This window comes from Nocardia goodfellowii, from assembly GCF_017875645.1.
Taxonomy (GTDB): domain Bacteria; phylum Actinomycetota; class Actinomycetes; order Mycobacteriales; family Mycobacteriaceae; genus Nocardia; species Nocardia goodfellowii.
Genome location: NZ_JAGGMR010000001.1, coordinates 1,037,657 through 1,064,157, shown reverse-complemented (window position 1 = coordinate 1,064,157; position 26,501 = coordinate 1,037,657). Strand labels below are relative to the sequence as shown.

The window sequence follows — 26,501 nt, the reverse complement described above, 5'->3', positions numbered from 1 at the left end:
GGGGGAGAGTCAAACGAAACGGCTAGTACAGGAGGAAAGCCAGCAGCCGCACGGTCTGCAACGCCCCGCGCCACCACGAGTACCCGTACCAAACGCCCGGTGCGACCTCGCGGATCTCGTCGTACACCGGCGGCGTCGGGGAGGGGCTGTAGTCCAGCGCCCAGGTTTCGCGGCCGTCGGTGAGCGCGGGCGCGCGGTAGACATCGGCCCGCCAGGCTTCGATCCCCGCGCCGGTGACCCGGTTCATCAGCCAGCCGCCGTCGGGTCCGGTGTGGAAGGTCTTGCCGAGCCACATGCCCGCGGCCGCCCCGCTCATCGCGCCGGGCCGCACCACCCAGCCGTTTTTCACGCCCTGCGGCACCGCACCCGCCTCGGCGGCGTTGTAGATCGCGTCCTGCTGCTCGGGTGTGCACTGGAAACGCAGCGCCTGGACGGTCGCCGCCTTGTTCTGCGGGTCCAGCACACAGCCGCCGCCGTAGTCGAGGGCCGGTAGCACCCCGGTGTCGGCGGAATCCGCCGCGGCCGGGCCGCTGGACAACGGCAGGACGACGGAAAAGGCGAGCGCCGCAAGGGAAACGACGCGAGTTGATCTCATAGCTGACTCCGAATAACCGCACCGAACATCGAACTGCCTGAGGGTATGCCCGTTGGAGGGGATCTCAACCTCGGCCCACCGAAGGGCTAGGCTCGGTGCAGACAATTCCCTCGACGCGAAGGACAAGCCGTGCAACCCGGTGGTCAGTTCGATATGCAGCAGTTACTCGCCCAGGCGCAGCAGATGCAGCAGGCGGTGATGGAGGCGCAGGCCGAGATCGCGGCGTCCGAGGTCGAGGGTCAGGCCGGCGGCGGTCTGGTCAAGGCCACCATCAAGGCGACCGGTGAGGTGGTTTCGCTGACCATCGACCCGAAGGTGGTCGACCCGGAGGACGTCGAGGGCCTGCAGGATTTGGTGATCGGCGCGATCAACGACGCGATGTCCAACGCGCAGAATCTCGCGGCCGAGAAGCTCGGCCCGCTTTCCGGCGGCATGGGCGGCGGCATTCCCGGCCTCCCCGGATTCTGAGGTAACCGTTGTACGAGGGTCCGGTCCAGGATCTGATCGACGAACTGGGCAAGCTGCCCGGTGTCGGGCCGAAGAGCGCGCAGCGCATCGCGTTTCACCTGCTGTCGGTGGAGCCGCCCGATATCGATCGTCTCACCGCCGCGCTGCAGAAGGTGCGCGACGGCGTGCAGTTCTGCGTGGTGTGCGGCACCGTCTCGGATAACGAGCTGTGCCGTATCTGTGCCGACCCGCGTCGCGACCGCACCATGATCTGCGTGGTCGAGGAACCCAAGGACGTGCAGGCCATCGAGCGCACCCGCGAGTTCCGTGGCCGCTACCACGTGCTCGGCGGTGCGCTGGATCCGCTCAGCGGAGTCGGGCCGGATCAACTGCGGATCCGGGAACTGTTGGGGCGCATCGGCAATCAGGAGGACGGCGTGGATGTCAGCGAGGTGATCATCGCGACCGACCCGAACACCGAGGGCGAGGCGACGGCCACCTATCTGGTGCGCATGCTCCGCGATTTTCCGGGGCTCAGCGTCACGCGTTTGGCGTCGGGCCTGCCGATGGGCGGCGATCTGGAATTCGCCGACGAGCTCACCCTGGGCCGGGCGCTCTCCGGACGCCGCGTGCTCTGACCGAACATAAAGATACGCAACTCTTTCCGGGGTTGCGGAATGGTTCGGGCGCGTTACTGTGCGGGGGATGAGCATCGAATTCCTGCTGACCACGCTCGTCATCTGCGCGACCCCGGGCACCGGTGTGCTGTTCACGCTGGCGGCCGGGCTGTCCCGGGGCACCCGCGCCAGCGTGATCGCCGCTTTCGGCTGCACGCTCGGCACCGTCCCGCACATGCTCGCCGCCATCACCGGCTTGGCCGCGGTGCTCAACGCCAGCGCGGTCGCCTTCCAGACCTTGAAGTACCTCGGTGTCCTCTACCTGCTGTACATGGCCTGGAACACCTTCCGGGACAAGGGTGCGCTCGCGGTGCCGGAGCAGGCGGCGGGCCAGGCTCCGTCGGCGCGCAAGGTGATCACCTCCGCGGTCCTGCTGAACATTCTGAACCCGAAGCTGACGATCTTCTTCTTCGCCTTCCTGCCCCAGTTCGTGCCGAGCGGTTCGCCGAATGCGCTGGCCCGGATGCTGGAGCTGTCCGGCATCTTCATGCTCGCCACCTTCGCGGTGTTCGCGGTGTACGGAGCCTGCGCCGCCGCGGTGCGCAATCACGTCATCACCCGGCCGGTCGTCGTCACCTGGATGCGCCGGATCTTCGGTGTGTCGTTCATCGCCCTGGCCGGGCGGCTGGCCGTGCAGAACCAGTAGGTCAGAACTCGACGCGGATCCAGTGCGCGGTGCCGGGCTCGCCGGTCGCCCAGGCCCAGATCAGGGCGCAGACCTCGGCGGGGTCGGAGGTCCGCAGGCCGAAGTGCTCGGTGGCGGACCCGTCGCGATATTCGACGGTGTATTCGCCGTCGGCGGCGCGATAGGTCTGGATGTAGTGTTCCGGCGCGCGCTCGGCGATCAAGAACGGGTTGGGGTCGGACAGCTCCGGGACCCACTGCTCCAGCAGAGCTTTCGTGAGATAGGGGAAATCGCCCGCACCGCCGTGCGTGACCTCGACGTCGACGCGTTCCGCCGGATCGATCAACCACGCCAGCTGCGGGTCGTACACGGCGTACCCGTGCGGGGTCGCCAGCTCGAACAGGAGATTCCGCACGAAACCGATCGCGTCGTACGGGCACGGCACATGCAGCACCGTGCCGGTCCGCGCCCCGCCGACGGACTCGGCGCCGAGGAAGGTGTCCGCCTCGGGCAGTTCGGCATCGCGCTTGTTCAACTCCGCCGCGATGGTCGCGACCACAGGGTCCTCGGCCAGCCCTTGCTGCCCGGTCAGGTAGTCGTCGACATCGGCGATGGTGGCGGCCCCGGACGGCAACAAGACATGGTCGTAGTTCACCCGGGCCAGGCTACGGGAGGCTGTCGCCGGCGGTGCGCGGGGACGATTCGGTCTCGGTGCAGGGGCAGCCGCCGGCGATATCGGCGCAGTCGACGATGAAGGTGTGCCGGGCGTGCTCCGGGTCGATGCAGACGTCGTCGGTGCATTCGGGCCGGCGGGCGGGGTGGACGATGAGGGTGCCGTGACAATGGTCGATCGCGGATGCGCAGGAATGGCAAGGCGATAGTCGCATTCAGACCTCCTGGGCGAGATCGGTTGTTCCTACGGTCCTATCACCAGGCCTGGCGCAGGGGTGGGACATCAGCTGCGTGTCGGGAAAGTGCGCAGTTCAGGGGGCTTTCGGCAGGTCGTAGTTGAAGCCGAAAGCACGAGCGCCGGTTTCGCTGGCGGGGCGGTGACCGGTGCCGGGTTCGAAGAAGAGATACGAGCCGGGACCATAGTCGCGATCACCGTCGCGAATGACGCCCTCGATGACGTAATAGGCCTCCCCGCAGGTGGCGTGCACGTCGACGGCGGGCCATTCCGCGCCCGGCGCCAGATCGATGACCCAGGGTCGAATACCGGTGGTGCCGGGCAATTCCCGAACGTGGATGCCCGGCCCGATCTCCGTCGCGGCGAGCTCATCGATGTGGGTGCTGCGGGTGGGGCCGGTGATCTCGTCTGCCATACCCCTGATCTTGGTCGAAGTCCGCGCCTAAAGATAGGCGCGCGGCTCGGCGAGAAAGCCGAGCCGCGCGCCGGGGATCCAGTTGTCAGACCATTCCGTTGATGCCGACACCGTTGAGCACCGGAATTTTGTCCTCCACCGGTTCCGGCTGCTGCCATTGGGTTTGGGCCAGTGTCTCGAGCACACAGACCAACAGCAATTTGCGGCCGCGCTGGCCCGGCGTCGGTTCGGTTTCCCGTCCGTCGCCGCCCGGAATCTGGGAGCGAATCGCCCTGCGCGGGTCCGGTTCCGACAGCAACCAGAACATTTCGGGGCCGATCAGGATCTGCTGACCGCCGGATTCGTTGAACCAGCGGCCGGACCACTCGATCAACAACTCGGTGAAGGCCTCTCCGTTCCTGGTCCCCTCGGTGAATTGGTGCAGTGCGGCGGATCGGTCGTCGCTGCACTGAATTACCGAAGCCAGCCGCCGTGCGACATCACGGAACTGATCGAAACCTTGGTCCTGCCAGACTGTAAGCGCCATCGTGCTACTCCATCGAAGTATTTGAGCGTGGCTGGGGATTGCTTATGCGGCAAAGCGTGAGTCTAACGCGCGACGTTGCAGGTCAGCGCCCTGTGCAGCGGTGTGTTCGAATTCGGATCACTGCGGTCCGCCGGTCGTAACCAATTTGCGCGCAGTGGGATTGGTGTGCTGGCCCTGCGCCATCAGGTTCGCCTGCTGAGCGGCCGCGGCGAGCGGGCTGACGCGCATTTGCACGCTCGGTGCGACGGCCGCGGTGAGCGCCGCGTGCTCGGCCTCGAAAACCTCGTCGATCCGTATTCCGTCGGTGTTGGTGTCCACCCAGGCGGCCAAGCGCTGATCGGTCGTGTTCTCCGGTGGCGGATTTTCGGCGACCGCGATCTGTTGGGCCGCATCCAATTTCGCTTCCCGGCTCCGCGACCACAGCAGCAGCGTCAGGTGCACGGCGAAAAGCATCGTCAACGGCATACCGGCGTAAATCGCCAAAGCCACGATGCCGCCGCCGATCTCGCGGGCGTATTCGATATTGCCCGCCACCGACACCAGGGTGGACAGCGCGAACAGCGCTGTCGCATACCACCAGCCGAGGCTGTTCTTGCGGAACGACGCGGTGGCCACAATGGAGCCGACCATCAAACCGTCGATCGCCAAGGGGACGTTCGAAGCCAGTCTCGGCTCCACGAGATTGTGCACCGCGAGATTGTGTAGTGCCGCGAAGGACATCTCGAATGCCTTCCACGCCACTACAGCTGAAACGACCGCGGAGGCGTGCAGCGGGCGCGGCCGGAATGACCATAACCGGTTGGACAACCGCTGACGACCCGACTCTTCGGGTTGCTCACCGTTCGCGGTTGCGCGCTCCTGTGTGATTGTCGTCATGAACGACGAGAGTAATGCGCAGGACAGCGATTTCGCTGTCAGGCGCGCAATCGTTCACGACGAAGTTGCTCAACTTCCGGAAGTGGCAATGGTTCCAGGTCTTGCACACCCAATGCGCGCGCCAGCAGCAAATCCGCCAATTCCGGATTACGCGCCAGCGCCGGACCGTGCATGTACGTTCCGATCACCGAACCCTGGACTACGCCTTCCAATCCGTCGCCGACGCCATTGCCGACGCCGCGGGTGACGCGCGCCAGTCCGGTGGCGTCCGGGCCGAGCGTCGTTCCGCCGCGATGGTTTTCGAATCCGGTGAGCGCCGCGGTCAGGCCGGCCAGCCGCGGGGTGGTGGTGACCTCGCCGATGGCGCGGGTGGTCTGCGGCGCGGTGGTGACGTCGATCATGCCGACGCCGTCGACCCGCTCGCCGGTGGAGGTCTCGTACCAGTGGCCGAGCACCTGGATGGCGGCGCAGATGGCCAGCACCGGAGCGCCTTTCGCGGCCGCCTGCTGCAGGCCGGGATAGCGCCGCAGGTGGCGGGTGGCCAGGCGCTGCGCCGAATCCTCGGCTCCGCCAAGGGTGTAGATGTCCAGTGAGTCGGGAACCGGGTCGGCCAGCGTGATTTCGACGATCTCGGCCTGGTAGCCGCGCATGCGCAGCCGCTGGCGCAGCACCAGCGCGTTGCCGCCGTCCCCGTAGGTGCCCATCACATCCGGCAGCACCAAGCCGATACGCACGGTCGAGTCACTCATTTGCGCGCCTCCAGATCGCGGTTCAGGTCGCGGAACGCGGTGTAGTTGGCCAGCACCTCGACATGCCCGGCCGGGCAGGAAGCGATGGCGCGCAACGGATCCGGCACCGTGGTGTGCTCGACACCGGCGTAGGTGAGACGGACCGCGAGATCGGTGGCGCGCTCCCCGGCGGCGACCACCTGGACGCCCTCGAAATGCTCGAAGCGCACATCCCACAGCCAGGACAGATCCTCACCGTCGGGAACCTGCCCGTTCACCGCGATCACCAGGCCCGCCGAGGTCGGCTCGATCATGGACAGGGCTTCCTGCCACCCGGCCGGATTCTTGGCCAGCAGCAGCCGCGCTTCGTGATCACCGACCTGCACCGTGCGGTAGCGGCCCGCGATCTCACGCACGGTGCCGGTGGCCTCGGCGGCCTTGGCGGGCTCGGCGCCGAGTGCGACGGCGGCGGCCACGGCCTGCGCGGCATTGCCCCGGTTCGCGCGACCGGGCAGCGCCAGCGTCAGCGGCAGCCGAATGTCGCCGGGCCCGCGCAGGTCATCACCCTCGAGCCACCAATCCGGCTGGGGGCGTTCAAAATCCGCTCCGGTGCTGCGCCAGTGTTCGCCCTCCCAGCGGATGGGTTCGCCGCTGCGCGGACAACTGGTGGCGTCCATGGCCCAGCCGCTGCCCGCGGCCACCCACACCACGTTCGGGTGGTCGTAGGCGATGGAGGTGATCAGCACGTCGTCACAGTTGGCGATGACCACGGTGTCCGGATGCCGGGCCAGGCCCGCGCGCAGTTTTCGTTCGATCATGTTGATCTCGCCGACCCGGTCCAGCTGGTCGCGGCTCAGATTGAGCAGCACGACTGCAGCGGGATTCAGCGAATCGGTGACGTGCGGCAGGTGCAGTTCGTCGACCTCGATCGCGGCCAAGGACACACCCTGATGCAGGCTCAGCGCCGCGACGATGCCCGCGTCCATATTCGCGCCGTCGGCCTGGGTGGCCACCGTGCCGAGGGTGCCCAGCGCCGCGGTGGTCATCCGGGTGGTGGTGGACTTGCCGTTGGTGCCGGTGACCAGCACCGTCCGCCGGCCCCGGCCGAGCTGATCCATGATGGTCGGATCGATCTTCAGCGCGATCAGGCCGCCGATCATCGAACCCTTGCCGCGCCCGGCTTTCTGCGAGGCCCACGACGCCGCCGCCGCGGCTCGCAGGGCAATCCGCCCACGCACCGTTATGTCTGCCACGGGGCGAGTCTATGCAGTGCCCGATCCCGATGCCCTGGCGCGCTGGCCCATTGTGCGGCTCGCCACGCGTCAACCCTGGTAGAGCTTGGGCTCGTAATTCTCGGGGCGGTAATAGTGCTCGAGTTCCTCGACGGATTCGGTGACCTCCGGCTGCAATTCCTTCACCAGCTGGGCCGGTCCGGGCAGGGTGCTGACCGGCCATTTCTCCGGCTCCCAGAGGTGGCTGCGCATGAACGCCTTGGCGCAGTGGAAGAAGATCTGCTCGATGTCGACTTCGACGGCCAGGATCGGGCGGTGACCGCGGACCACCATGTCATCGAAATAGGGCGCGTCCCGGACCAGGCGGGCGCGGCCGTTGACGCGCAAGGTCTCCCGGCGGCCGGGGACCAGGAAGATCAGGCCGACGTGCGGGTTGGCGAGGATATTGAGGTAGCCGTCGGCGCGGCGGTTGCCCGGACGTTCCGGGACGGCCAGGGTGTGGTCGTCGAGGACGCGCACGAAACCCGCCGGGTCGCCTTTCGGCGAGGCGTCGCAATTGCCGTCGGCATCGCTGGTGGCGAGAATCACGAAAGGGGAGGTGGCGATCCAGTCCCGGTCCCTGGGATGCAGGGCGAGACGTTCCTTGGTGATCGCGCGGGGGACGGGCTCGCCGAGGAGGCGGCGCAGGTCCGCCGGGTCGGTGATCTCGGTGGTGTCGGTGATCTCGCCCATAGGACATTCAAGCATTGCGAGACCGCTGGTGGCACTAAGTTTTTCGTGTCTTCACAGAGGTGTGTCGAAGATGTTCGGCAGACCGCTCGCATAGCGGTCCGCGTCCTGCCGCCGCAGCGGCTCGAGTTCCGCGGAGCGGTACAGCGTGTATTTCCGGCAGCGTTCCGCGTTCGAGCCCGCGACCTCGAGCAGCGCGTTCACCGCGGCGCGCGCGGATTCGCTGGCGCCCTCCATGGTCGCGAGGTCGACATTGGTGCGCACGTAATCGCCCGCGAGGAAGAGGTTTTCGAGCGCTCCGTGCGGCTCGGGGCGGCACTCCCAGGAACCGGCGGTATTGATCAGCAGCGGATCGGCATTGGTGTTGTGACCGCCCTGCCAGGAAATGCCGGGATCCAGGAACCAGGAATGCAGCGCGTCATCGCGCAGGGCGTCGCCGACGTGCGCGCGCATCTGCGCCCATACCTCGCGTGCGATCTCCTGGTGGGTGCATTCCTTGGCGGGTTTCCCGTACAGCACGCCCCGGGTGTTCCAGTCCGAGATGTCGACCGAGAGGCAGTCCTGCACCGAACCGTCGCCGAATCCGGTGAACTTCGAGTTCCACAGCTGGTTCTGGCTGATCGAGGTCAGCGACCACGGTGCGTCCACATAGGCGGTGTGCCCGCGAGAGATATCCGCAGGCGTGCGCAGATAGAACTGGATGCCCGCCATCCAGTCGACGAAAAGCCGGTCCATGGCGGCCAATTCGGGTCGCACCGCGAGCACGTCGGGAGACCAGAGGGCGCGCGCCTGCTCGGCGGGCAGCGCGACGACGAAATAGTCGGCGTCGACGGTGCGCTGCACTCCGTTCTCGACGACCCGCGCCGCGGCGATCCGCCGGTCGTGCACCTGAAGTCCGCGCACTTCCGCGTCCAGCGCGAAGCGCACGCCGAGCTCGGCCAGCCGCCGCGTCCACGGATCGATCCACGCCGCGTTGGTGGGGCCGTTGAGGACCCGGTCGAGCGCGCCGTCATTACCGACCTCGAACGGATTGCCCAGGAACTGCTCGCCCATATTGCCGATGGTGCGCACGCTGGCGACATTCTCCTTCGCGGCGACCATGATGCTGGTCAGCGTGCGGGAGAGCAGGGCGCGGAATTCGTGCGAACGCCGGTGCCCGCCGACGTAGTCGAACCAGGACATGTGCTCCCATTGCCCGAACCGGCGGGCATCGGAACTGGTGTAGTACACGAGCAGCCGGTTGGCGAAGTACAACCCTTCGGCGGCAGGCATTTTCAGTGCCGTGGCGAGCGCGGCACCGACGGTTTCCTGGAAGATCTCCGGTGTGGGGGCGATAGCGGCACGGCGGCCCAGCGGCAGCCGGAAGTCGTCGCCGTCCTGGCGGGCGAACCGCGCCTCGGGAACGTTGATCAGGTTGTTCCAGACGCCGTTCGGGTTGCCCGCGAACGGAATCCGGCGCATGGTGTCCGGAATATGCTGGTAGAAGCCGGGAAAGAAGCGGAAGCCGTGCTCGCCGGGCAGGTCCGGCCGCCCGCCGGTCCCGGTGCCGGGCACCGGGATGCTGCGCGCTTTCCCGCCCAGGGCCCGCCGCTCGTACACGGTGACCTGGAATCCGCGTTCGGCCAGTTCGTGCGCCGCGGTCAAACCCGCTACGCCACCGCCGAGTACCGCGACCCGAGGTCCGCCCGGGTTCGCCGTCGCGCGCCCGGCCCCTGCCGTTCCGGTAGCTGTCGCAACCCCCACTGCCGCCGCCCCGCGCAGCACCGAGCGCCGCGAAACGGTCCACCGCTGTTCTGCCATGAGCTTCTTCGCTGCCTAGCCTCGCCGCCGCCACGTCCCCCGCCGCACCACTGTAAAGCGGCGATCCCGAAGCTCGAGACCCACCCTCCCGACTTCGCCGCGGCCGACTGCACAGCGCTCCAGCCGTTCACAGGTGTACGGCGACCGACCCTACCGGCATCAGCCGGTTATGCGAGCGCGTTCCCGGCAAACCGCCGCGTGACACGCGCACTACTCAGGCTTTGGCGAGGGTCGGGCTCGCTTCGACATCGGCGGCCGGGGTCGGGTCGAGTGCCGCGACCTGTTCCGGCGCGGCCGCTTTCCCGCGGCGACCGGCCGTGGTCGCCGTGAAAGCGCCCGCGATGACGATCAGGCCGCCGATCACCTCCCAGGCCGAGGGCGTCTCGCCGAGGGCGGCCCAGGCCGCGCCCATGCCGACCACCGGCACCAGCAGTGTCAGGGGTGCGACGGTGCCCGCGGGGTAGCGGCTCATCAGATAGGTCCACATACCCGAACCGACCACGGTGGCCAGCACCGCGATGTAGGCGACGGCGATCAGCGCGTGCCACCAGCTCGCCGCGCTGAAATCGGTCAGGGCGTGCAGCCCGGCGGTCGGTCCCTCGGCCACGGCCGACAGGGCGAACAGCGGCAGCGGCGGCACCACGGCCATCCACAGCGTGAGGTGCATCGTGTTCACTCCGCCTCCGGCGGCGGCCTTGCGGGAACCCAGATTGCCGAAGGCCCAGCCCAATCCGCCGGCCAGGGTGAGCAGCAGCGGCAGCAGCGCGGCCGACTGCGCCCGGTCCACCCCGATCACCACCATGCCCGCCACCGCGACCCCGAGACCGGCCAGCTGGATCGGCCGCAGCCGTTCCCGCAGGAAGATCGCGCCCAGCACCACGGTGAACGGCGCCGAGGACTGCAGCACCAGCGAGGCCAGCCCGGTCGGCATGCCCGCCCGCATGGCGCTGAACAGGAACGCGAACTGCAGCGTGCCGAACCCGAAACCGTAGAGCAGCAGCCACTTCAGCGGCACCTGCGGGCGCGGCACGAACAGCACGACCGGGATCGCCAGCACGGCGAACCGCAGACCCGCGAAGAAGAACGGCGGGAAATGGTCCAGGCCCACCCGGATGGCGATGAAGTTCACGCCCCACAGCAGGACGACGGAGAGGCCGATCAGGCGGTCACGAGTGGTCACGCACCCATGGTCCGATCCGGCAATCTTCAGAACAATCGAATTAATCTGCACGATCACTGTAGCTATGCTTTACAGCGCAGGTAGGACGCATAAGAGAAAGCTGAGAGTGAGCACGATCATGTCCCAGATGTCGGTGGATCGCCTGCGGGTGCTGCGGGAATTCGCCGACCGCGGCACCATCGGCGGGGTAGCCGAGGCGCTGTCGATGACACCGTCCGCGGTCTCCCAGCAGCTGAAGGTGCTGGCCAAGGAAGCCGGAGTGGCGCTGCTGGAACCGGACGGCCGCCGGATCCGGCTCACCGACGCCGGCCACGCGCTGGTCGTCCGCGCCGACGAAGTGCTCGCCGCCATGGACCGCGCGATCGCCGAGATGTCGCACTACCGGGCCTCACCGCGCGGCCGGGTGCGCGTCGCGCTCTTCCCGTCCGGAGCCGCGCTGCTGCTGCCGCATCTGCTGCCCGCGCTGGCCGACAGCGGCGTCGAGGTGATGGCGGCCGACGAGGACGCCCCGCCGACCGAGGTCTCGCGCCTGCTCGCCGACTACGACGTCGTCCTCACCCACCGGGACGAACGCGGGCCGGCGCTCGCGGGCCCGCGCGTCGCCACCCGGCCGCTCATGCGCGAGCCCACCGATGTCCTTGTCGCGCCGGATCATCCGCTCGCGCACCGCACCGCGGTGACGCCCGCGGAATTGGCCGACGAGACCTGGATCAGCGTCCGGGGCGGTTTCCCGGTCGACGACGTGCTCCGCTCCATCGCCACCCTCACCGGCGTGCGGCCTCGGATCGCGCAGCGGCTCAACGACTTCCGCGTCATCGAGACCTTGGTGCTGTCCGGTTACGGCATCGCCCTGATGCCCCGCTTCGCCGTCGCGCACCCGGACCTGGTCATGCTTCCGCTCTCCGGCGTCCGCGCCGCCCGCCTCTACGAACTCGCCACCCGCCCGCACGCCGACAAGAGCCCCGCCATCGCCACGGTCCTCGCGGCTTTCCGAACCGCGGCCGCGAAGATCACCGACGACTAGGTGGCCTACTGGCCGTCGCTGGATCAGCGAGCTCGTCGCCGTCCCGATCACCTGCGGCGCAGCAGGGCCTATCCGCTCACAGGGCGGTCCCGCCGCTGGCGTCGAGGGTTTGCCCGGTGATCCACCGGGCGTCGTCGCCGACGAGGTAGGCGACGATGTCGGCAATATCGCCGGGGCGGCCAACCCGACCGAGGGCGACATTGGACGAGGCTTCGCGCTGACCGTCGGGATTGTCGATGAGCCAGGCATTCATGTCTGTGAGGACATAGCCGGGGGCGACGGCGTTGACGGTGATGCCGCGCGGGCCGAGGGCCTGGGCGAGGACGCGGGTGAAGCTGTCGATGGCGCCTTTGGTCATCGTGTAGGCCAGGATGTCGGGGACCGCCAACCGGGTGACGGCCGAGGACAGGTTCACCACCCGGCCGCCGGCACGGAGCCGGTCGAGGAGGCCCTGCACCAGGAAGAACGGGGCGCGGACATTGGTGGCGAAGAGGGTGTCGAATTCGGTGGGCGTCATGGTGTCGACGCCTTTCATGACGGTCATGCCCGCGTTGTTGACCAGGATGTCCAGTCCGGTGGGTGCGCCGAAGCCGGCGAAGCCCGCGTCCATGTCGGCCAGGAGGGCGGCGAAGTCGGTGCCGCCGAGGTCACCACCGACCGCGAAAGCCCGGCCGCCCTCGGCCTCGATCCCGGCGACTACCTCTTTCGCTGCCGCGTCGTTCCGACCGAAATGTACCGCTACCAGGACACCGTCTCGGGCCAATCGTTCAGCGATGGCACGGCCGATGCCCCGGCTCGCGCCGGTGACCAGGGCCGTTCTGGTTGTCCGTGTTTCGGTTTCGCTCATGAAACCTATTCAACGGAGGTGACCATCCGATGTCTGGCCGGATTCGGACACGGCGTTCAGACCCGAGTCAGTGCCGTCCCATGGGCGGGCCCGGACGGTATTGCTGGGAGTTGATGTAGCCGAAGTCGTCGGCGACCATCGCCGCCAGCTCGAGCAGCGCGCGCCGGGTCGGCTTGCTGACCAATTCCAGATCGATTTCCGCGCCCTCGGCGAGGTGGTCGTCGAAGGGGACCACCTGCACCGCGCGGGTGCGGTCCAGGAACAGCTTGCGCAACTGGTCCAGGTCGACGGTGGAGGCGCCGCGGCGAGAAGCGTTGACCACCACCACGGTTCGCTCGACGAGCTTGCCGTATCCGTGGTGATCGAGCCAGTCCAGGGTGGCCGAGGCGGAACGGGCGCCGTCGATGGCGGGCGAGGTGACCAGCACCAGGGAGCTGGCCATATCCAGGACGCCGGACATGGCCGAGTGCATCAGGCCGGTGCCGCAGTCGGTCAGGATGATGTTGTAGAACGACTGCAGGATGCCGATCGCCTTGCGGTAATCGGCCTCGCTGAACGCCTCGGAGACCGCCGGATCCTGTTCGGAGGCAAGCACTTCCAGGCGACTCGGCGCCTGCGAGGTGTGTGCGCGCACGTCCGAGTAGCGGGAGATGTGGTCGTCCTCGAGCAGGTTGCGCACGGTGGAACGAGTCTGCCGCGGCACCCGGTGTGCGAGCGTGCCCAGGTCGGGGTTGGCGTCGATGGCGATGACGCGGTCACCGCGCAGCGAGGAGAACGTGGAGCCGAGACCCACCGTGGTGGTGGTCTTTCCGACGCCGCCCTTGAGCGAGAGGATCGCGATCCGGTAGTCGCCGCGCACCGGCTGGTTCACCCGTTCGACGAGATCGCGGTAGACCACATCGGCCGCGGACTCGCCCGGGTTGATCACGCCGCCGGAGACCTTGTGCACCGCGCGTCGCCACCCGCTGCGCGGCGCCTTGCGGGCGCGCTTCAACAGGTTGAGGTCATTGACCGAGTGTCCGGGCTGACCCGGCTGTGCCATGTGCTGCGGCTGGAACGGCTGCTGCTGTCCGGGCGGCGGGCCGCCCTGCCAGGGCTGACCGGGACCCGAAAAACCGCCGGGGCCTTCGGGACCGGCGAAACCTCCCGGGCCCTGCGGACCGGCGAAGCCGCCGGGAGCATCGGGGGGCGAGAACCCGCCCGGACCGTTCGGCGCGGGCTGCTGCTGGAACATGTGCTGTTGCTGCGGCGGTGGGCCACCCTGCCAGGACTGACCCGGACTGTTCGGATCGCCCATGCCCGGCGGCGGTTGCGGCGGCTGGAACGACTGCTGCATCGGCGGGGGCGGCGGTGGCGCCCAGCTGTAGATCGGTCCGTCCGAAGGCTCCTGCGGCGCATTGCCTTCCGGCGGCGCGCTCTCCTGCGGTACCCGGCGGACCAGGCCGTCGGGCCCGATCTCCTGCCGGTATTCATCACCGTAGCGCGCGCCCTGATGGGTCTCCGGAACCTGTTGGGCGGTGGGCTGATACGGGTTGGGCGGCACGAACTGTCCGTGGCCCGCGTCGAACTGCGGCTGCTCCGGCGGAGCGCCGTAGGTCTGCGGCGGCGCGAACCCTTCCGGCGGTGGTGGCGGCGCGAAACCCTCGGGGGGCGGAGGCGGCGCGAAACCCTCGGGCGGGCCGTAGCTTTGGGGCGCCCCGGCACCGTAGACATGAGTCTGGTCCGCCGGGCCGGCCGCGAAACCGGCGAACTGCCCGGCCTCCGGCTGCGCCACGAGTTCGGGTTCGGCTTCGGGATTCTCGGACGACGGCTCGACGGCCGATTCGGCGCTGTCCGGGTCGGCGGCGTCGGCGGCCGGCTCGGAGATCTCCTCCGGCGCCGCGGACGACTCGCTGGTCTCTTCCGCCATATCTGTGGCAGGCCCAGCCGCCGGACTCTGCAGCCAGGGCGGGGAGGTCGGGTTGTGGTCGTTGTTTGTCACAGTTCCCCCATCTGCTCGGGAATCGAGCAGAGAGCTCGGCGCTTGAGTGCGAATCCACGCTAGCACGCGGTTCATGGCGCCGCGCCGAGGTATTGACGGTGGTATATGCAGGAGGAAAGGCCCGGACGCCCCGAACGTCCGGGCCTTTACAGTCCCTTAGGAAGCGCGGTTGACCGCGGACACCACGGCCCGCAGCGAGGCGGTGGTAATCGAGGTGGCGATACCGACTCCCCACACCACCTTGTCGCCGATCGCGCACTCCACATAGGCCGCGGCCTGCGCGTCGTCACCGGCGGACATGGCGTGCTCGGAGTAATCCAGTACGCGCACCTCGTAGCCGACGGCCGCGATGGCGTCGACGAACGCGGCGAGCGGCCCGTTGCCCGCACCGGTGATCTCCTGCTCGACGCCGTCGACCTTCACCACGGCGGTGATGGAGTCCACGCCGCCGTCGGTCTCCGACGCGGTGACCTTCTGCCGGATCCGCTCCAGCGGCCGGATCGGCGACAGGTACTCGTCGGAGAAGACGTCCCACATCACCTTCGGGGTGACCTCGCCGCCCTCGCCGTCGGTGATCCGCTGGATCGCCTGGGAGAACTCGATCTGCAGCCGGCGCGGCAGCACCAGGCCGTGGTCGGTCTTCATGATGTAGGCGACGCCGCCCTTGCCGGACTGCGAGTTGACCCGGATGACGGCCTCGTAGGTGCGGCCCACGTCCTTCGGGTCGATCGGCAGGTACGGCACCTCCCAGGTGATGTCGTCGACATCCGAATCCGCCGCGTCCGCGGCGGCTTTCATGGCGTCCAGACCCTTGTTGATGGCGTCCTGGTGCGAACCGGAGAACGCGGTGTAGACCAGGTCGCCGCCGTACGGGTGCCGCTCGTGCACCGGCAGCTGGTTGCAGTACTCGACGGTGCGGCGGATCTCGTCGATGTCGGAGAAGTCGATCTGCGGATCGATGCCGCGGGAGAACAGGTTCATGCCCAGGGTGACCAGGCAGACATTGCCGGTGCGCTCACCGTTGCCGAACAGGCAGCCCTCGATGCGGTCGGCGCCGGCCTGGTAACCCAGTTCGGCCGCGGCGACCGCGGTGCCGCGGTCGTTGTGCGGATGCAGCGAGAGCACGATGGACTCGCGGCGGGCCAGGTTGCGGCTCATCCACTCGATCGAGTCGGCGTAGACGTTCGGAGTCGCCATCTCGACGGTGGCGGGCAGGTTGATGATCATCGGCTTGGCCGGGGTCGGCGCGACGATCTCGGTGACCGCGTCGCAGACTTCCTTGGCGTATTCCAGCTCGGTGCCGGTGTAGGACTCCGGGCTGTACTCATAGCGCCACTCGGTGTCCGGGTACTTCTGCTCGATCTCCAGGCACAGCTTCGCCGCGTCGGTGGCGATCTTCTTGACGGCGTCGCGATCGGCGCGGAAGACCACCTTGCGCTGCAGGATGGAGGTGGAGTTGTAGAAGTGCACGATCACGTTCGCGGCGCCGGCGCAGGCCTCGAAGGTTCGCTCGATCAGCTCCGCGCGGCACTGGGTCAGCACCTGGATGGTGACGTCGGCCGGGATGGCGCCGTCTTCGATGATCTCGCGGACGAAGTCGAAGTCGGTCTGGCTGGCGGCGGGGAAGCCGACCTCGATCTCCTTGTAGCCCATTCGGACCAGCAGATCGAACATGCGGCGCTTGCGGGCCGGGCTCATCGGGTCGATCAGGGCCTGGTTGCCGTCGCGCAGGTCCACCGCGCACCAGGCGGGTGCCTTGTCGATGATCTTGTCCGGCCAGGTGCGGTCGGGCAGCGTGACGTTCTCGACTTCCTCGGCGTAGGGCCGGTACCGGAAGGCGGGCATCGAGGAGTTCTTCTGGGCGTTCCAGGCGGGCTGGTCGGCCGGGGCGGGCTTCGAGGGCGCGGTGATATTGCGCGGGGCGCTCGAGACGAAGGCGTCGGCGGAAGACATGCGATTTCTCCAGGGTGTGGTGGATCCCGTTATGAGGTCGACCGACGCGGCAAAACCCCGCGACGGGGAGCCGGTCTGGTCAGACCCCGTCGCGGCGGCCGAGAAGAAGCGCCCGCTGCATGATGATGGCGAGTTTACCGCGCGCTGCGCGAGCCCGGAGAGTCTGGTCCCTGGTTGCTGTAAGAAAGCTGAAATCTCCCGGTCGCGCCGGTGCATCCACGGGGGGCGGCGCTCGGGCGACCGGCGAACCCGATAGCGTCGCTTACGAAACGAACGCTTGTACGGGGCCCGGCCCCGACGGGACGTGAGGAAACGTCACATGACCTGGCTAGAAATGCTTGCCGTCTTCGGCGCGGGAATCGCCGCGGGCTGCATCAACACCATCGTGGGTTCGGGAACCCTGATCACTTTTCCCGTGCTGCTCGCTTTCGGCTTGCCGCCGGTTACCGCGAACGTGTCCAACACGATCGGCCTGGTGCCCGGCGGCGTCAGCGGCGTGATCGGCTATCGGAAGGAACTGGCCGGCCAGCGCACCCGGTTGCTGAAACTGGGATCGGCCTCGCTGATCGGCGGTATCACCGGCGCGGTGCTGTTGCTGCGCCTCCCCGCGGAGGCGTTCAAGGCGATCGTGCCCGTGCTGATCATCGCCGCCCTGATCCTGGTGATGGTGCAGCCGCGCCTGGCTCGCTGGGTCAAACAGCGGCGCGAGACCAACAATGTCGCCCCGCCCGCGCACGGCGGACCGATTCTGTTCGCCGGCATCTTCGCCGCCGGCGTCTACGGCGGCTACTTCGGCGCGGCGCAGGGCGTGCTGCTGATGGGTCTGCTCGGGGTCTTCGTGCACGAGGACATCCAGCGGCTCAACGGCGTGAAGAACGTGCTCGGGCTGATCGTGAACGCGGTGTCCGCGGTGATCTTCATGATCGTCGCCACGGTCGACTGGCGGGCGGCCGCGCTCATCGCGGTCGGTTCGATCATCGGCGGCCAGCTCGGCGCGACGGTCGGGCGGAAGATGCCGGCGACTGTGTTGCGCGGCGTCATCGTGGTGGTCGGCGCGATCGCCGTGGTGCGATTGCTGATGACCTGAATAGGTGGGTGGCGCAGCAGGTCTCGGGGTGGGTTCGGGAGGATTTCGTCATTAAGGATGACGACGTCGAAGGGCCGTGGGGCACACCATGATCCGTATGCGTGCAAGCAAGTTGGTGGCCTTGGCGGTGCTCGCCGTAGCGCTGCCCGTTCTGAGCGGCTGTGGTCTGTCGGCACAGCGCGATGCGGCTGTCTCCAAGCTCGTCGCCGAAGCCGACGCCGCCCCCGCGCCGCGGCTGGACTGGGCTCAGTGCGCCGATCCGGAACTCGCCCGATACCAGTGCGCGACGGCCAGGGTGCCGCGCGACTACCAGCAGCCGGACGGGCCGTCGATCGAACTGGCCGTGGTGCGCCAGCTCGCCTCGGAACCCGAACGCCGGATCGGCACGCTGTTCACCGCGGCCGGCGGGCCCGGCGGGTCCGGTGTGAATTGGGCGCGTAAAGGCGAGCTGTTTCCCGGGGAGATCAGCCGCCGCTTCGATGTGCTGACCTTCGATCAGCGCGGGATCGGTCGCAGCGCGCAGGTGCGCTGCCACGCCGATGCCCAAGCGCAGGAACGGTTCTGGCTGGCCGCCAGCATTCCGCCGGTGAATCCCGAGCAGGAGGTGGCCACCGAGCGCGCCAGCCGGGCGCTGGCCGCGGGTTGCGCCGCGCACAGTCCCGACCTGCTGCCCCACCTGACCACGGTGGATGCCGCCCGCGATCTGGATCTGCTGCGCCGCGCACTCGGCGAAGACCAGATCTCCTACGAAGGTGGTTCCTACGCAAGCTATTTGGGGCAGGTCTACGGCGCGCTGTTCGGTGACCGGGTGCGGGCGCTGTTGCTCGGTTCGATGATCGATCCCGAGGTCTACACCGAGGACATCCGCAGGCAGGTCACCGATACCGCCGTCGGCACCGACGAGGTGTTCGGTGAATTCCTGCGGCTGTGTGCCGAGGCGGGACGGTTGCGCTGCGGCTTCGCGGCGGGGCCCGAGCAGACGCCGGAACGCCGGGGACAGGGCACCGCGCAGCCGGCCGACCCGGCCACCGGTGTGCCGACCACCGGCGCACCTGCCACAACGAGCGCCGCGCTGGCGGCGAAAGAGGCTTTGCGGCAGCGGGTTTCCGCATTGATGGAGCGATTGGCGCAGGGGCCGATCACCGTCGGTGAGCGGGAACACGCCAGGCAGGTGCAGCACACCGAAGTCATGCAGGCACGATCGCTGCTGCTCTACGACTCGGAAGAAGGCTGGTCCGCGCTGGCGCGACTGCTGTCCGAGCTGGAACGCGGCCCGGCCGGCAACCCCGAGACCGTCCAGGCGATCCTCGCCGGCGGCAGCGTCGGCTGGGACTTCCTCGATTCCTACACCGCGATCTCCTGCGCGGACAACAGCGTGCTGCGGCAGCCGGAGCAGTGGCCCGCCATCGCCCGCGAATTCACCGGCGCCGCCGCGGCATACGGCCCGTTCTGGCTGTATCAGCATCAGCCGTGCGCGGCCTGGCCCGCGCCGGAGGGCGGGTACCCGCAGCGCTACACCGGCCCTTGGACCCTGAGCTCCGACAAGCCGGCGTTGTTGATCAACAACCGGTACGACCCGGTCACCCCGCTGGTCTTCGCGCAGCGGGCGCAGCAGGAGATGGTGAACGCCCGGCTCGTCGTGGTCTCCGACGGGTACGGTCACGACACCCGCGGCGAGTGTGTCCGCCGCCTGCGCGAGCGCTACCTCGTCGACCTGCAACTTCCGGCCCCCGGCGCCACCTGCGCGCTGGAGACTCAGCCCTTCGCCGGCTGATTCCGGGCCGGGTCGGGGGAGCGCCCCCGAAATTGGCGGGCCGAGCGGTTGGGGCGGACTGTGTCTTCCAGGTAATCTGCGCTCGGCCATGCGTGATGAGGGAGGTGGCCTGGTGCGTAGACGTGCGCTGTTCAAGGCGGCGGGTGTTGCCGCGGTGCTGGGTGCCGCGGGGCCGACGCTGAGCGCGGGCACGGCGACAGCCGCCAACCCGTCCGGGCCCGGCCAGTTCCGGGAGTGGGTGCCGGAGATCTTCGCGCCCCTGGCCGATCCGCCGGAACACACCGAGGCGATCGTGATCGGTTCGGGATTCGGCGCGGCGGTCACAGCCCTGCGGCTGGCCCAGGCCGGAATCGCGAACACCGTGCTGGAGCGCGGTTCCCGCTGGCCCAACGACCCGTGGCGCGAAATCTTCACCGGTGACGACCTACCCGACGGCCGCGGCTTCTGGCATCGCACCAACTTCACGGGCGTCACCAAGGTCCCGATGACGTTCACCAAATTCGGTGGGGTGCTGGACTGCACGACCTACCCGGGCATCGATGTGTGGCGGGCCGCGGCGGTGGGTGGCGGTTCGGTGATCTTCACCGGCGCCATGGTGGCCCCGGAGAAGCGGTTCTTCGATCATGTCTTCGGTGGCGTCGTCGATTACGGCGAACTGGACCGCGTCTACTATCCGCGGGTCCGAGAGGTGCTGCGGCTCAGCACGATTCCCGCCGACATCTACGGTTCGTCCCCGTTCACGCACTCGCGCGCCTGGGACGATCAGGTGCGCAAGGCCGGCTACCAGCCGCTGGCCAACGACTCCATTTTCAACTGGAATGTCCTGCGTGCCGAATTGTCCGGTGCGGCAAAGCCTTCCGCGACCGTGGCACGCAGCAACCTGGGCAATTCCAACGGCGCCAAGTTCGACCTGAACCAGAACTACCTGAAATACGCCCAGGAGACCGGGAACTCGGGCGTGTACCCCGGGCATCGGGTCGACACCATCGCGCAGGAGGCGTCGGGCCGGTTCGTCGTCACCGTCACCAAGCTCGCCCCCACCGGCGACGTCCTCGGCACCCGCACCCTCACCTGCGACAAACTCTTCCTCGGCGCGGGTTCGGTCGGCACCTCCGAACTGCTGGTCCGCGCGCAGGCCACCGGCACGCTGCCCAACCTCAACGAGCACATCGGCGACGGCTGGGGCACCAACGGCGACGTCGTACTCGCCCGTGGGGCAAGCCATTTGGCCGGATTCGGCCAGGGCGTGCCGAGCGCCAGCCGCATCTTCGACGAGTCCGGCCTGCCGGTCACGCTGGAAAACTGGTACATCCCGGGTATTCCGTTCGAGACCGGCGCGCTCGCGTCGCTCGGCATGGTCCTGGATTCCACCCGCGCGCGCTTCGGCTACCACAAGTCTACCGACGCCGTCGGCCTGGCCTGGTCGGCGAAGAACCGCGACGACATCGTCGGCGTGGCCCGCGCCGTCGACCGCCGCATCGCCGAGAAGTCCGGCGCCCTGGTCGAATACAGCGCCCTGGGCTACGACGCCAACGCCCTGTTCACCGCCCATCCCCTCGGCGGCGCGGTGCTGGGGCGAGCCACCGACGGCTACGGCCGCGTCCACGGCCACCCGGGCCTCTACGTCATGGACGGCGCGGCGATCCCGGGCAGCACCGGCACCGTCAACCCGTCGCTCACCATCACCGCGCTGGCGGAACGCAATATCGAGGCGATCATCCGCGCCGGAAAGTAGCTGTCCGTCACACGCTGTCCAGGCGGAGTTTCGCGATTACGCTCATGCGGCAAGCCTCGCGGAGCGGGCCCATCGGGGAGCGATGGCCGGGCGACGGGAGGGGCCCGTTCGGCGTTGAAGGGATCCTGCTGTGGGTGCTCGTGTCGTTTATCCGCGGAAGCCGCTACCGGCGTGGGTCGATGCCCTCATGCTGGTGCTGGCCGTGGTGTCGGTCGCGCTGCTGGTGTGGATAACGGTCTGGTCCGTCGACGAGAACACCCGGCGCACAGTCGTTTCCGTCGACTACGCGATCTGCGCCGTCTTCGCGCTCGAGTTCGTGTGGCGGTGGGCTCGGGCGGGCTGGCGGTGGACGTTCCCGTTCCTCTACTGGTACGACGTCCTGGGCATGATCCCGGTGACCAGCCCGTGGCTGCGCGGCTTGCGGCTACTGCGAATCGCGGTCATTGTGGCCCGGCTGGCGCGGGCCGCGGACCGGGCTTTCGCCGAACCCGTGGTGACGGCCGTCGTGAACCGCTTCCTGCCGACCATTATCGAGCTGACCAGGCGTCCGATGACGATCGCGGTGATGGATGAGGTGGCCCACGTGCTGCGCACCGGTCACTACACCCGCAATATCGCGGCCGCGCTGGCGGAGAACCGCGCCGAAATGGACGCGATGATCGTCGAATTGATCAAGAGCGACCCGCAGGCGGGCAAGGTCCGCTACATCCCGTTCCACGACGAGATCCTGCGGTTGATCGCCGACACGGTGTTCCGCATTCTGTTCGGTGTGCTGGCCGACCCGCGCACCGACGAGCTCGTTTCGGACGCCATCCGCGAGAACGTCGACCAGATTCGCGACGCGGTGCACGCCGGCGTGCGTGTGGCGCCCTCCGCCTACGGCCCGACCGCCCCGGAACACACGGTGGGGCACATACTCCGCAACAGCTGACTCACGACCCGTGCCCGTGCCGGATCTGCTCGCGCGGGCGCGCGTTGCGGATGGTCTCCCAGCCGACCAAGCCGATCAGCACACCGCACAGCAGCCCCAGCGCCGCCAGCGCGGGCAAGGCCGTGGCGGGCGCGATCAGCGCGAGCAGCACGACCACCGCGACCAGAGTCGGCACCGTAATCCGGCCGGTCGCGGAATATTTGAAGCCGACGAGCCCGATCAGATACAGCACGACGCCGCCGTAGAGCGTGAACAGTGGAATGCCGTACAGCGCGTCGGTGAGCGAATAGTGCGAGGCATCGCTGACATACGTCAGCACCTTCTTCAGCCCGAGCGAGAGCCCGATGATGCCGACGATCATCGGGAAGTGCCAGTAGGTGTAGCCGTCCTGCGCGATGCGGACCTGTCGGTCCTTACCGGCGGTGGCGAGGGCGTGCTCGGCCGAGAGCGCCGCGGTATCGAAGTAGCTCCACCACAGCAGTCCGGAGACCGCCAGCCCGAGCATCGACCCCACGGTGATCGGCCACGAGATCGGTTGCCCGCTCACCCCGATGCCGATCGAGACGATGGATTCGCCCAGGGCCACGATGATGATCAGCCCGTAGCGTTCGGAGAAGTGCCGCGCCGAGCGCACCCGCCACTCCAGGCCGGCCATCCTGGTCCACAGCATGTCGCCGGCGATGGCGGCGATCCACAACCAGATCTGCACGGTGCCCGCGGTCGTCGCGGCGATGATCAGCAGGGTGGCGCCGATGGCGATGGACCCGATGCCCCACTTGGTCACCTGGGCGCGCAGTTTCGGTTCGTCGCCGGTGCCCATGATGTAGACGCCGAGATGCACCAGCCGCACGACCAGGTAGGAAATGGCGAAGACGAGCGGGCCGTGCCAGCCGCCGGGTGCGTCCTGAAAGGCCTCGGGGATGGTGAGCGCGGCGATGAATCCGCCGCCCATGGCCGCGAACATGGCGAGCCGGGTCACGCCCTCGTCGGCGCGCACCGTATTGGCCAGCCACGAATAGGCGATCCACACCCACCACATGACCGCGAGCACCAGCAGCGCGCGCAGCGTGTTCTGCGCGCTGGTCGGTTTCGCGGCGATCGCGGTGACCATGGTGAAGGCGAAAACCAAGACCAGGTCGAAGAACAATTCGAGCTGGGTTACCGAGCTGCCTTCGGCCATCGGCTGGAACCGAACGCGCTTGCTACCGATCATGGCGCCTATCGTCGCACTCGATGCTGTCGCGCGCGGCCCGGAGATATTGCGGCCGGGGCCTTTTCGCTCAGGGCATCACCGCTACCCCTGATCGGTGTAGACCGGATCCAGGTAGGCCTCGTAGCTCTCGGTATCGGGGTAGCTTTCGGCGTACTCGATGAAGTTCTCCACGATGGTCTCGTGCCAGCGCTGCTGGGTCCGTTTCATCAGCAGTCCGGGCAGCGGGATCTTGGTCTGCATTTCCGCGTGGTACCAGACCTGGGTTTCGCCGTCGCTCTCGGCGACCTCGAACCAGCCGCCGCCGCGGATGCCGCGTGAACTGTCGATGATCTGCCAGGTGACCCGGTCCTCGGTCCAGGCCCACTCCAGGACCTGCAGGTCGGAGCTGCCGTGCACGTCGGCGGTCACATAGATCTTGGTCGGCCGGTTGTCCTGGTCGCGGGTGGCCACGCGCGCGTCCTGGTAGGAGGACCATTCCGGAAACATTTCGACGGCCGCCAGGGCCTCGAAGACATGCGTCGGCGTCGCATCGACGGTGAAGTGAATATCAATTTTCGTGCGCATGCCAAACCTCCACCCCCCGTAAACCAACTCGGCCGATTGTGCACAGGCGATCTCCGCACGTCAACCAAGCAGTCTCTTCCCGGCGGCCCCGCAATCCGGGGGCAAAACCCGAAGCGGTTCGGCGCGTACGGCTTCCGCGTGGCGCGTATTGCCAGAACTCGTCCCGCTCGCGGCGGCCGCGCCGACGATCGATGCGGGGGCCGGTCGCCGACGACAGCTCGACGGTGACAACGCCATCGCTAACGCTCAGTTCTTCGGCGCGCGCGCCGTCCCGGAGTGCTCATCACCAGGGATGGGAACGAGCCGTCGCACCGCCTCCTCGATCAGGTGCCGGCTCTCCTCCTCGGTGAATATCTCCGGCAACGTCAACCGGTCCACGATCAGCCAGTTCAACGCCAGATAGAGCAGCAGCACAGACTCCTTGTCGCCGGGCATCCCGGATTCGAGGTGGTTGCGCACGTTGAACTCGATGTCGGCCCGCACCCGTTCGTTCAGCACCTTGCGCAACTCGGGGCGGCGAGTGGCCTCCAGGCGCAGCTCCAGCAGGGCGAGGTACCCGGTGCGGAACGCTTCGATGCGGCTGACCACGTCTTGCATCAGCACCACGATGTTCTCGCGCGTCCGCGGCCCGTCCGACAGCAGCGCCATCGTCGCCGCGCTCGGCTGGAGCTTTTCGTAGAAGCGCGCCCCGGCCTGGGTCAGCAGATCATCGCGGTTGGCGAAGTAGTTCGAGGCCGTGCCCGCGGGCACGGCCGCCGCTTTGTCCACCGCGCGGAAGGTCAAGCCGCGCGCTCCATCGCTGGCCAGGACTTCGATCGCGGCGTCGAGCAGGGTTTGCCGTCGTTCCGGGTTAGTTCGCACCTTGACACCACTCCATCCGTAGTACTACATTCCTAATCACTTCAAGCAGAGTACAACAGTTGAGGCGGTCACCATGCGAAAGCTTGTCTACTACGTTGCGGTGTCGCTGGACGGATACATCGCGGGCCCGAACGGCGAATTCGACTTCTACCCGTGGGATGCCGAGCAGATGGCGGAGTTGAACGCCGAATACCCGGAGTTCGTCCCCAGCCACCTCCGCCCCCACGTGGGGATGGCTGTGGATGAACCGAACAAGCACTTCGACACGGTCATCGCCGGTCGCGGTACCTGGGAGCCCGGCCTCGCGGACGGCGTCACCAGCCCATACGGCCATATGAAGCAGTACGTGGTGTCGACAACGCTGCGGCTCGACGACCCGAAGGTGCAGGTCGTCCCCGGCGATCCGGTCGCCCTGGTGCGGCGGCTGAAGAAAGAAGAAGGCCTCGACATCTATCTCTGCGGCGGCGGCAACCTCGCGGCGCAGCTGCTCGAGGAGATCGACGAAATGATCATCAAGAGCTACCCGGTGGTCGCGGGCGGCGGCATCTCCGCGTTCGCCGGGGAGTTCGCGCCGACGCTGTTCGCCCCGGTCGAGCGCAAGGAATACGACAACGGAGCCTTGGTCACCTGGTTCACTCGCGCCTGACCGCCTCCGATCCGGAAAACGAAAGCAGGTCCATCCATGCGAAAGCTCACCTACTTCGTCGGCATGTCCCTCGACGGATATATCGCCGGCCCCGGCGACGACATCTCCTTCTTCGACCTCTCGCCGGAATTTCTGGCCTGGCTCAGCAGCGACTACCCCGAAACACTGCCCGCTCACCTCTGGCCGCACTTCGGCATCGCGGCCGACACCGCCCCGGCGCATTTCGACACCCTGATCATGGGCCGCGGCACCTACGTTCCGGCACTGGACGCCGGCATCGCCAGCCCGTACCCGCACATGAAGACGCAGTACATCGTGTCCTCGACGCTCGAGGGCATCGATGCGCCCGGTGTCGAACTGGTCCGCGACGATCCGGCCGGCCTGGTGCGGCGGCTGAAGAAAGAGGACGGCAAGGACATCTGGCTGGCGGGCGGCGGGCAGTTCGCGGCGCAACTCATCGATGAGATCGACGAGCTGGTCATCAAGAGCTACCCGTGCATCGCGGGGGACGGCACCCGCGCGTTCACGGGGCAGTTCAACCCGACCCGATTCGAGCTGGAGCGCCGCCGGGATTTCCAGAACGGCACCCAGGTCAGCTGGTTCCGCCGCGCGGCCGGCTAACCGCCCAGGAAGGACAGGCGCACCTGACGGTCCGGATTGTCGACATTGAGGTCGACCAGCGCGATGGACTGCCAGGTGCCCAGCGTCAGCTCGCCGCCGAGCACCGGCACGGTCGCGTAGGGCGGGATGAGGGCGGGCATCACATGCGAGCGGCCGTGCCCGCGTGACCCGTGCGCGTGCTGCCAGCGATCGTCGGCGGGCAGCAGGTCCCGCAGTGCGGCGAGCAGGTCGTCGTCGCTGCCCGCGCCGAGTTCGATGATGGCGAGGCCGGCGGTCGCGTGCGGCACGAAGATATGCAGCAGCCCATCCCCGCCCGCTTCCTTGGCGAAGGCCGCGCACTGGGGTGTGATGTTCTGCACGACTTCCCGGTTGCCCGTCCGCACATCGATCAGTGAGCTCTTCATGAGTCCATCATTCCCCTGTGTACGCGGTGAATCGGGCAACCTTCCCCGAGACGCGCGAGAGTATGTGTGACTGTGCGGATTTCCACAGCTGTGGGAGGTAGCGGGAAATCCCGTGCACCCCGG

28 protein-coding genes are annotated in these 26,501 nt (G+C 67.9%); 10 read left to right on the top strand and 18 right to left on the bottom strand.

Going from position 1 to position 26,501, the window contains the following annotated elements; translation table 11 throughout:
• Positions 1–22: 22 nt before the first annotated feature.
• The gene (locus BJ987_RS04395) at positions 23–595 is read right to left on the bottom strand and encodes a hypothetical protein (RefSeq protein WP_209884925.1); all 573 of its coding nucleotides are present in this window, start codon (positions 593–595) and stop codon (positions 23–25) included.
• Positions 596–724: 129 nt separating this feature from the next.
• Between BJ987_RS04395 and BJ987_RS04390 the strand changes: the two genes are divergently transcribed.
• From BJ987_RS04390 to BJ987_RS04380, 3 genes are all read left to right on the top strand, one after another.
• Positions 725–1,063 (top strand): YbaB/EbfC family nucleoid-associated protein, encoded by a 339-nt coding sequence (locus BJ987_RS04390; RefSeq protein ID WP_209884923.1) that lies wholly within the window; start codon positions 725–727, stop codon positions 1,061–1,063.
• Positions 1,064–1,071: 8 nt separating this feature from the next.
• Positions 1,072–1,680 carry a recombination mediator RecR gene (gene recR, locus BJ987_RS04385; protein WP_209884921.1) on the top strand — a complete coding sequence of 203 codons (609 nt, stop codon included), beginning with the start codon at positions 1,072–1,074 and terminating at the stop codon, positions 1,678–1,680.
• 67 nt (positions 1,681–1,747) lie between these two features.
• Complete coding sequence (locus BJ987_RS04380; RefSeq protein WP_209884919.1) at positions 1,748–2,365, top strand: LysE family translocator; 618 nt, start codon at positions 1,748–1,750, stop codon at positions 2,363–2,365.
• A 1-nt stretch (position 2,366) separates the two neighbouring features.
• Here BJ987_RS04380 and BJ987_RS04375 read toward each other — a convergent pair whose 3' ends face one another.
• The 10 genes from BJ987_RS04375 to BJ987_RS04330 all read right to left on the bottom strand — a co-directional run bounded on the left by BJ987_RS04375 (position 2,367) and on the right by BJ987_RS04330 (position 10,737).
• Positions 2,367–2,999: a hypothetical protein gene (locus tag BJ987_RS04375; protein ID WP_209884917.1), complete on the bottom strand. Its 633-nt coding sequence runs from the start codon at positions 2,997–2,999 to the stop codon at positions 2,367–2,369.
• 10 nt (positions 3,000–3,009) lie between these two features.
• A complete protein-coding gene (locus BJ987_RS04370; protein WP_209884916.1) occupies positions 3,010–3,231 on the bottom strand; it encodes a hypothetical protein in 222 nt (73 codons plus the stop codon).
• Positions 3,232–3,327: 96 nt separating this feature from the next.
• Positions 3,328–3,666, bottom strand: coding sequence for a cupin domain-containing protein (locus BJ987_RS04365; RefSeq protein ID WP_209884914.1), 339 nt, complete (start codon positions 3,664–3,666; stop codon positions 3,328–3,330).
• 85 nt (positions 3,667–3,751) lie between these two features.
• On the bottom strand, positions 3,752–4,192 hold the full coding sequence (locus BJ987_RS04360; RefSeq protein ID WP_209884912.1) for a hypothetical protein: 441 nt from the start codon (positions 4,190–4,192) through the stop codon (positions 3,752–3,754).
• A gap of 117 nt (positions 4,193–4,309) precedes the next feature.
• Entirely contained in the window at positions 4,310–5,068 is a 759-nt protein-coding gene (locus BJ987_RS04355; RefSeq protein ID WP_209884910.1) for a DUF2637 domain-containing protein, read from the bottom strand.
• Between the two features lie 38 nt (positions 5,069–5,106).
• Positions 5,107–5,817: a type 1 glutamine amidotransferase gene (locus BJ987_RS04350; RefSeq protein WP_209884908.1), complete on the bottom strand. Its 711-nt coding sequence runs from the start codon at positions 5,815–5,817 to the stop codon at positions 5,107–5,109.
• Positions 5,814–7,049: a MurT ligase domain-containing protein gene (locus BJ987_RS04345; RefSeq protein WP_209884906.1), complete on the bottom strand. Its 1,236-nt coding sequence runs from the start codon at positions 7,047–7,049 to the stop codon at positions 5,814–5,816. The genes BJ987_RS04350 and BJ987_RS04345 overlap by 4 nt, the downstream gene beginning before the upstream one ends.
• Before the next feature lie 69 nt (positions 7,050–7,118).
• A complete protein-coding gene (locus BJ987_RS04340; protein WP_209884904.1) occupies positions 7,119–7,760 on the bottom strand; it encodes a pyridoxamine 5'-phosphate oxidase family protein in 642 nt (213 codons plus the stop codon).
• 51 nt (positions 7,761–7,811) lie between these two features.
• Positions 7,812–9,557 (bottom strand): hydroxysqualene dehydroxylase, encoded by a 1,746-nt coding sequence (locus BJ987_RS04335; RefSeq protein ID WP_209884902.1) that lies wholly within the window; start codon positions 9,555–9,557, stop codon positions 7,812–7,814.
• Positions 9,558–9,771: 214 nt separating this feature from the next.
• Positions 9,772–10,737 (bottom strand): EamA family transporter, encoded by a 966-nt coding sequence (locus tag BJ987_RS04330; RefSeq protein WP_209884900.1) that lies wholly within the window; start codon positions 10,735–10,737, stop codon positions 9,772–9,774.
• Positions 10,738–10,864: 127 nt separating this feature from the next.
• Here BJ987_RS04330 and BJ987_RS04325 point away from each other — a divergent pair, with 127 nt between their 5' ends.
• A complete protein-coding gene (locus tag BJ987_RS04325) occupies positions 10,865–11,761 on the top strand; it encodes a LysR family transcriptional regulator (RefSeq protein WP_209897820.1) in 897 nt (298 codons plus the stop codon).
• A 76-nt stretch (positions 11,762–11,837) separates the two neighbouring features.
• Here the strand turns inward: BJ987_RS04325 and BJ987_RS04320 are convergent, their stop codons facing one another.
• The 3 genes from BJ987_RS04320 to leuA form a co-directional block, all read right to left on the bottom strand.
• Complete coding sequence (locus tag BJ987_RS04320; RefSeq protein WP_209884898.1) at positions 11,838–12,608, bottom strand: SDR family oxidoreductase; 771 nt, start codon at positions 12,606–12,608, stop codon at positions 11,838–11,840.
• A gap of 67 nt (positions 12,609–12,675) precedes the next feature.
• Complete coding sequence (locus tag BJ987_RS04315) at positions 12,676–14,589, bottom strand: nucleotide-binding protein (protein ID WP_307869468.1); 1,914 nt, start codon at positions 14,587–14,589, stop codon at positions 12,676–12,678.
• 156 nt (positions 14,590–14,745) lie between these two features.
• On the bottom strand, positions 14,746–16,542 hold the full coding sequence (leuA, locus tag BJ987_RS04310; RefSeq protein WP_209884896.1) for a 2-isopropylmalate synthase: 1,797 nt from the start codon (positions 16,540–16,542) through the stop codon (positions 14,746–14,748).
• A gap of 319 nt (positions 16,543–16,861) precedes the next feature.
• On the opposite strand from leuA, the gene BJ987_RS04305 reads away from it, so the two are divergent.
• From BJ987_RS04305 to BJ987_RS04290, 4 genes are all read left to right on the top strand, one after another.
• Complete coding sequence (locus BJ987_RS04305; protein WP_209884894.1) at positions 16,862–17,629, top strand: sulfite exporter TauE/SafE family protein; 768 nt, start codon at positions 16,862–16,864, stop codon at positions 17,627–17,629.
• Between the two features lie 97 nt (positions 17,630–17,726).
• Entirely contained in the window at positions 17,727–19,403 is a 1,677-nt protein-coding gene (locus BJ987_RS04300; protein WP_209884891.1) for an alpha/beta hydrolase, read from the top strand.
• Positions 19,404–19,491: 88 nt separating this feature from the next.
• On the top strand, positions 19,492–21,138 hold the full coding sequence (locus BJ987_RS04295; protein WP_245365810.1) for a GMC oxidoreductase: 1,647 nt from the start codon (positions 19,492–19,494) through the stop codon (positions 21,136–21,138).
• A gap of 130 nt (positions 21,139–21,268) precedes the next feature.
• Positions 21,269–22,069: an ion transporter gene (locus BJ987_RS04290; protein ID WP_209884889.1), complete on the top strand. Its 801-nt coding sequence runs from the start codon at positions 21,269–21,271 to the stop codon at positions 22,067–22,069.
• 1 nt (position 22,070) lies between these two features.
• On the opposite strand, the gene BJ987_RS04285 is transcribed toward BJ987_RS04290, so the two are convergent.
• The 3 genes from BJ987_RS04285 to BJ987_RS04275 all read right to left on the bottom strand — a co-directional run bounded on the left by BJ987_RS04285 (position 22,071) and on the right by BJ987_RS04275 (position 24,707).
• On the bottom strand, positions 22,071–23,282 hold the full coding sequence (locus BJ987_RS04285) for a low temperature requirement protein A (protein WP_209884887.1): 1,212 nt from the start codon (positions 23,280–23,282) through the stop codon (positions 22,071–22,073).
• A gap of 81 nt (positions 23,283–23,363) precedes the next feature.
• Positions 23,364–23,846, bottom strand: a complete 483-nt coding sequence (locus BJ987_RS04280) for an SRPBCC family protein (RefSeq protein ID WP_209884885.1) — start codon at positions 23,844–23,846, stop codon at positions 23,364–23,366.
• A gap of 246 nt (positions 23,847–24,092) precedes the next feature.
• The gene (locus tag BJ987_RS04275; protein ID WP_209884883.1) at positions 24,093–24,707 is read right to left on the bottom strand and encodes a TetR/AcrR family transcriptional regulator; all 615 of its coding nucleotides are present in this window, start codon (positions 24,705–24,707) and stop codon (positions 24,093–24,095) included.
• A gap of 73 nt (positions 24,708–24,780) precedes the next feature.
• On the opposite strand from BJ987_RS04275, the gene BJ987_RS04270 reads away from it, so the two are divergent.
• Positions 24,781–25,353 carry a dihydrofolate reductase family protein gene (locus BJ987_RS04270; RefSeq protein WP_209884881.1) on the top strand — a complete coding sequence of 191 codons (573 nt, stop codon included), beginning with the start codon at positions 24,781–24,783 and terminating at the stop codon, positions 25,351–25,353.
• Positions 25,354–25,389: 36 nt separating this feature from the next.
• Complete coding sequence (locus BJ987_RS04265; protein ID WP_209884879.1) at positions 25,390–25,974, top strand: dihydrofolate reductase family protein; 585 nt, start codon at positions 25,390–25,392, stop codon at positions 25,972–25,974.
• On the opposite strand, the gene BJ987_RS04260 is transcribed toward BJ987_RS04265, so the two are convergent.
• Positions 25,971–26,378 (bottom strand): YjbQ family protein, encoded by a 408-nt coding sequence (locus BJ987_RS04260; RefSeq protein WP_209884877.1) that lies wholly within the window; start codon positions 26,376–26,378, stop codon positions 25,971–25,973. The genes BJ987_RS04265 and BJ987_RS04260 overlap by 4 nt on opposite strands.
• Positions 26,379–26,501: the final 123 nt, after the last annotated feature.

Excerpts from the sequence above, each read along its gene's own strand:
- BJ987_RS04395 (WP_209884925.1), bottom strand. The coding sequence starts at position 595 with ATGAGATCAACTCGCGTCGTTTCCCTTGCGGCGCTCGCCTTTTCCGTC.
- BJ987_RS04380 (WP_209884919.1), top strand. The coding sequence starts at position 1,748 with ATGAGCATCGAATTCCTGCTGACCACGCTCGTCATCTGCGCGACCCCG.
- BJ987_RS04370 (WP_209884916.1), bottom strand. The coding sequence starts at position 3,231 with ATGCGACTATCGCCTTGCCATTCCTGCGCATCCGCGATCGACCATTGT.
- BJ987_RS04365 (WP_209884914.1), bottom strand. The coding sequence starts at position 3,666 with ATGGCAGACGAGATCACCGGCCCCACCCGCAGCACCCACATCGATGAG.
- BJ987_RS04360 (WP_209884912.1), bottom strand. The coding sequence starts at position 4,192 with ATGGCGCTTACAGTCTGGCAGGACCAAGGTTTCGATCAGTTCCGTGAT.
- BJ987_RS04355 (WP_209884910.1), bottom strand. The coding sequence starts at position 5,068 with ATGACGACAATCACACAGGAGCGCGCAACCGCGAACGGTGAGCAACCC.
- BJ987_RS04350 (WP_209884908.1), bottom strand. The coding sequence starts at position 5,817 with ATGAGTGACTCGACCGTGCGTATCGGCTTGGTGCTGCCGGATGTGATG.
- BJ987_RS04340 (WP_209884904.1), bottom strand. The coding sequence starts at position 7,760 with ATGGGCGAGATCACCGACACCACCGAGATCACCGACCCGGCGGACCTG.
- BJ987_RS04335 (WP_209884902.1), bottom strand. The coding sequence starts at position 9,557 with ATGGCAGAACAGCGGTGGACCGTTTCGCGGCGCTCGGTGCTGCGCGGG.
- BJ987_RS04325 (WP_209897820.1), top strand. The coding sequence starts at position 10,865 with ATGTCGGTGGATCGCCTGCGGGTGCTGCGGGAATTCGCCGACCGCGGC.
- BJ987_RS04320 (WP_209884898.1), bottom strand. The coding sequence starts at position 12,608 with ATGAGCGAAACCGAAACACGGACAACCAGAACGGCCCTGGTCACCGGC.
- leuA (WP_209884896.1), bottom strand. The coding sequence starts at position 16,542 with ATGTCTTCCGCCGACGCCTTCGTCTCGAGCGCCCCGCGCAATATCACC.
- BJ987_RS04305 (WP_209884894.1), top strand. The coding sequence starts at position 16,862 with ATGACCTGGCTAGAAATGCTTGCCGTCTTCGGCGCGGGAATCGCCGCG.
- BJ987_RS04300 (WP_209884891.1), top strand. The coding sequence starts at position 17,727 with ATGCGTGCAAGCAAGTTGGTGGCCTTGGCGGTGCTCGCCGTAGCGCTG.
- BJ987_RS04295 (WP_245365810.1), top strand. The coding sequence starts at position 19,492 with ATGCGTGATGAGGGAGGTGGCCTGGTGCGTAGACGTGCGCTGTTCAAG.
- BJ987_RS04285 (WP_209884887.1), bottom strand. The coding sequence starts at position 23,282 with ATGATCGGTAGCAAGCGCGTTCGGTTCCAGCCGATGGCCGAAGGCAGC.
- BJ987_RS04280 (WP_209884885.1), bottom strand. The coding sequence starts at position 23,846 with ATGCGCACGAAAATTGATATTCACTTCACCGTCGATGCGACGCCGACG.
- BJ987_RS04270 (WP_209884881.1), top strand. The coding sequence starts at position 24,781 with ATGCGAAAGCTTGTCTACTACGTTGCGGTGTCGCTGGACGGATACATC.
- BJ987_RS04265 (WP_209884879.1), top strand. The coding sequence starts at position 25,390 with ATGCGAAAGCTCACCTACTTCGTCGGCATGTCCCTCGACGGATATATC.
- BJ987_RS04260 (WP_209884877.1), bottom strand. The coding sequence starts at position 26,378 with ATGAAGAGCTCACTGATCGATGTGCGGACGGGCAACCGGGAAGTCGTG.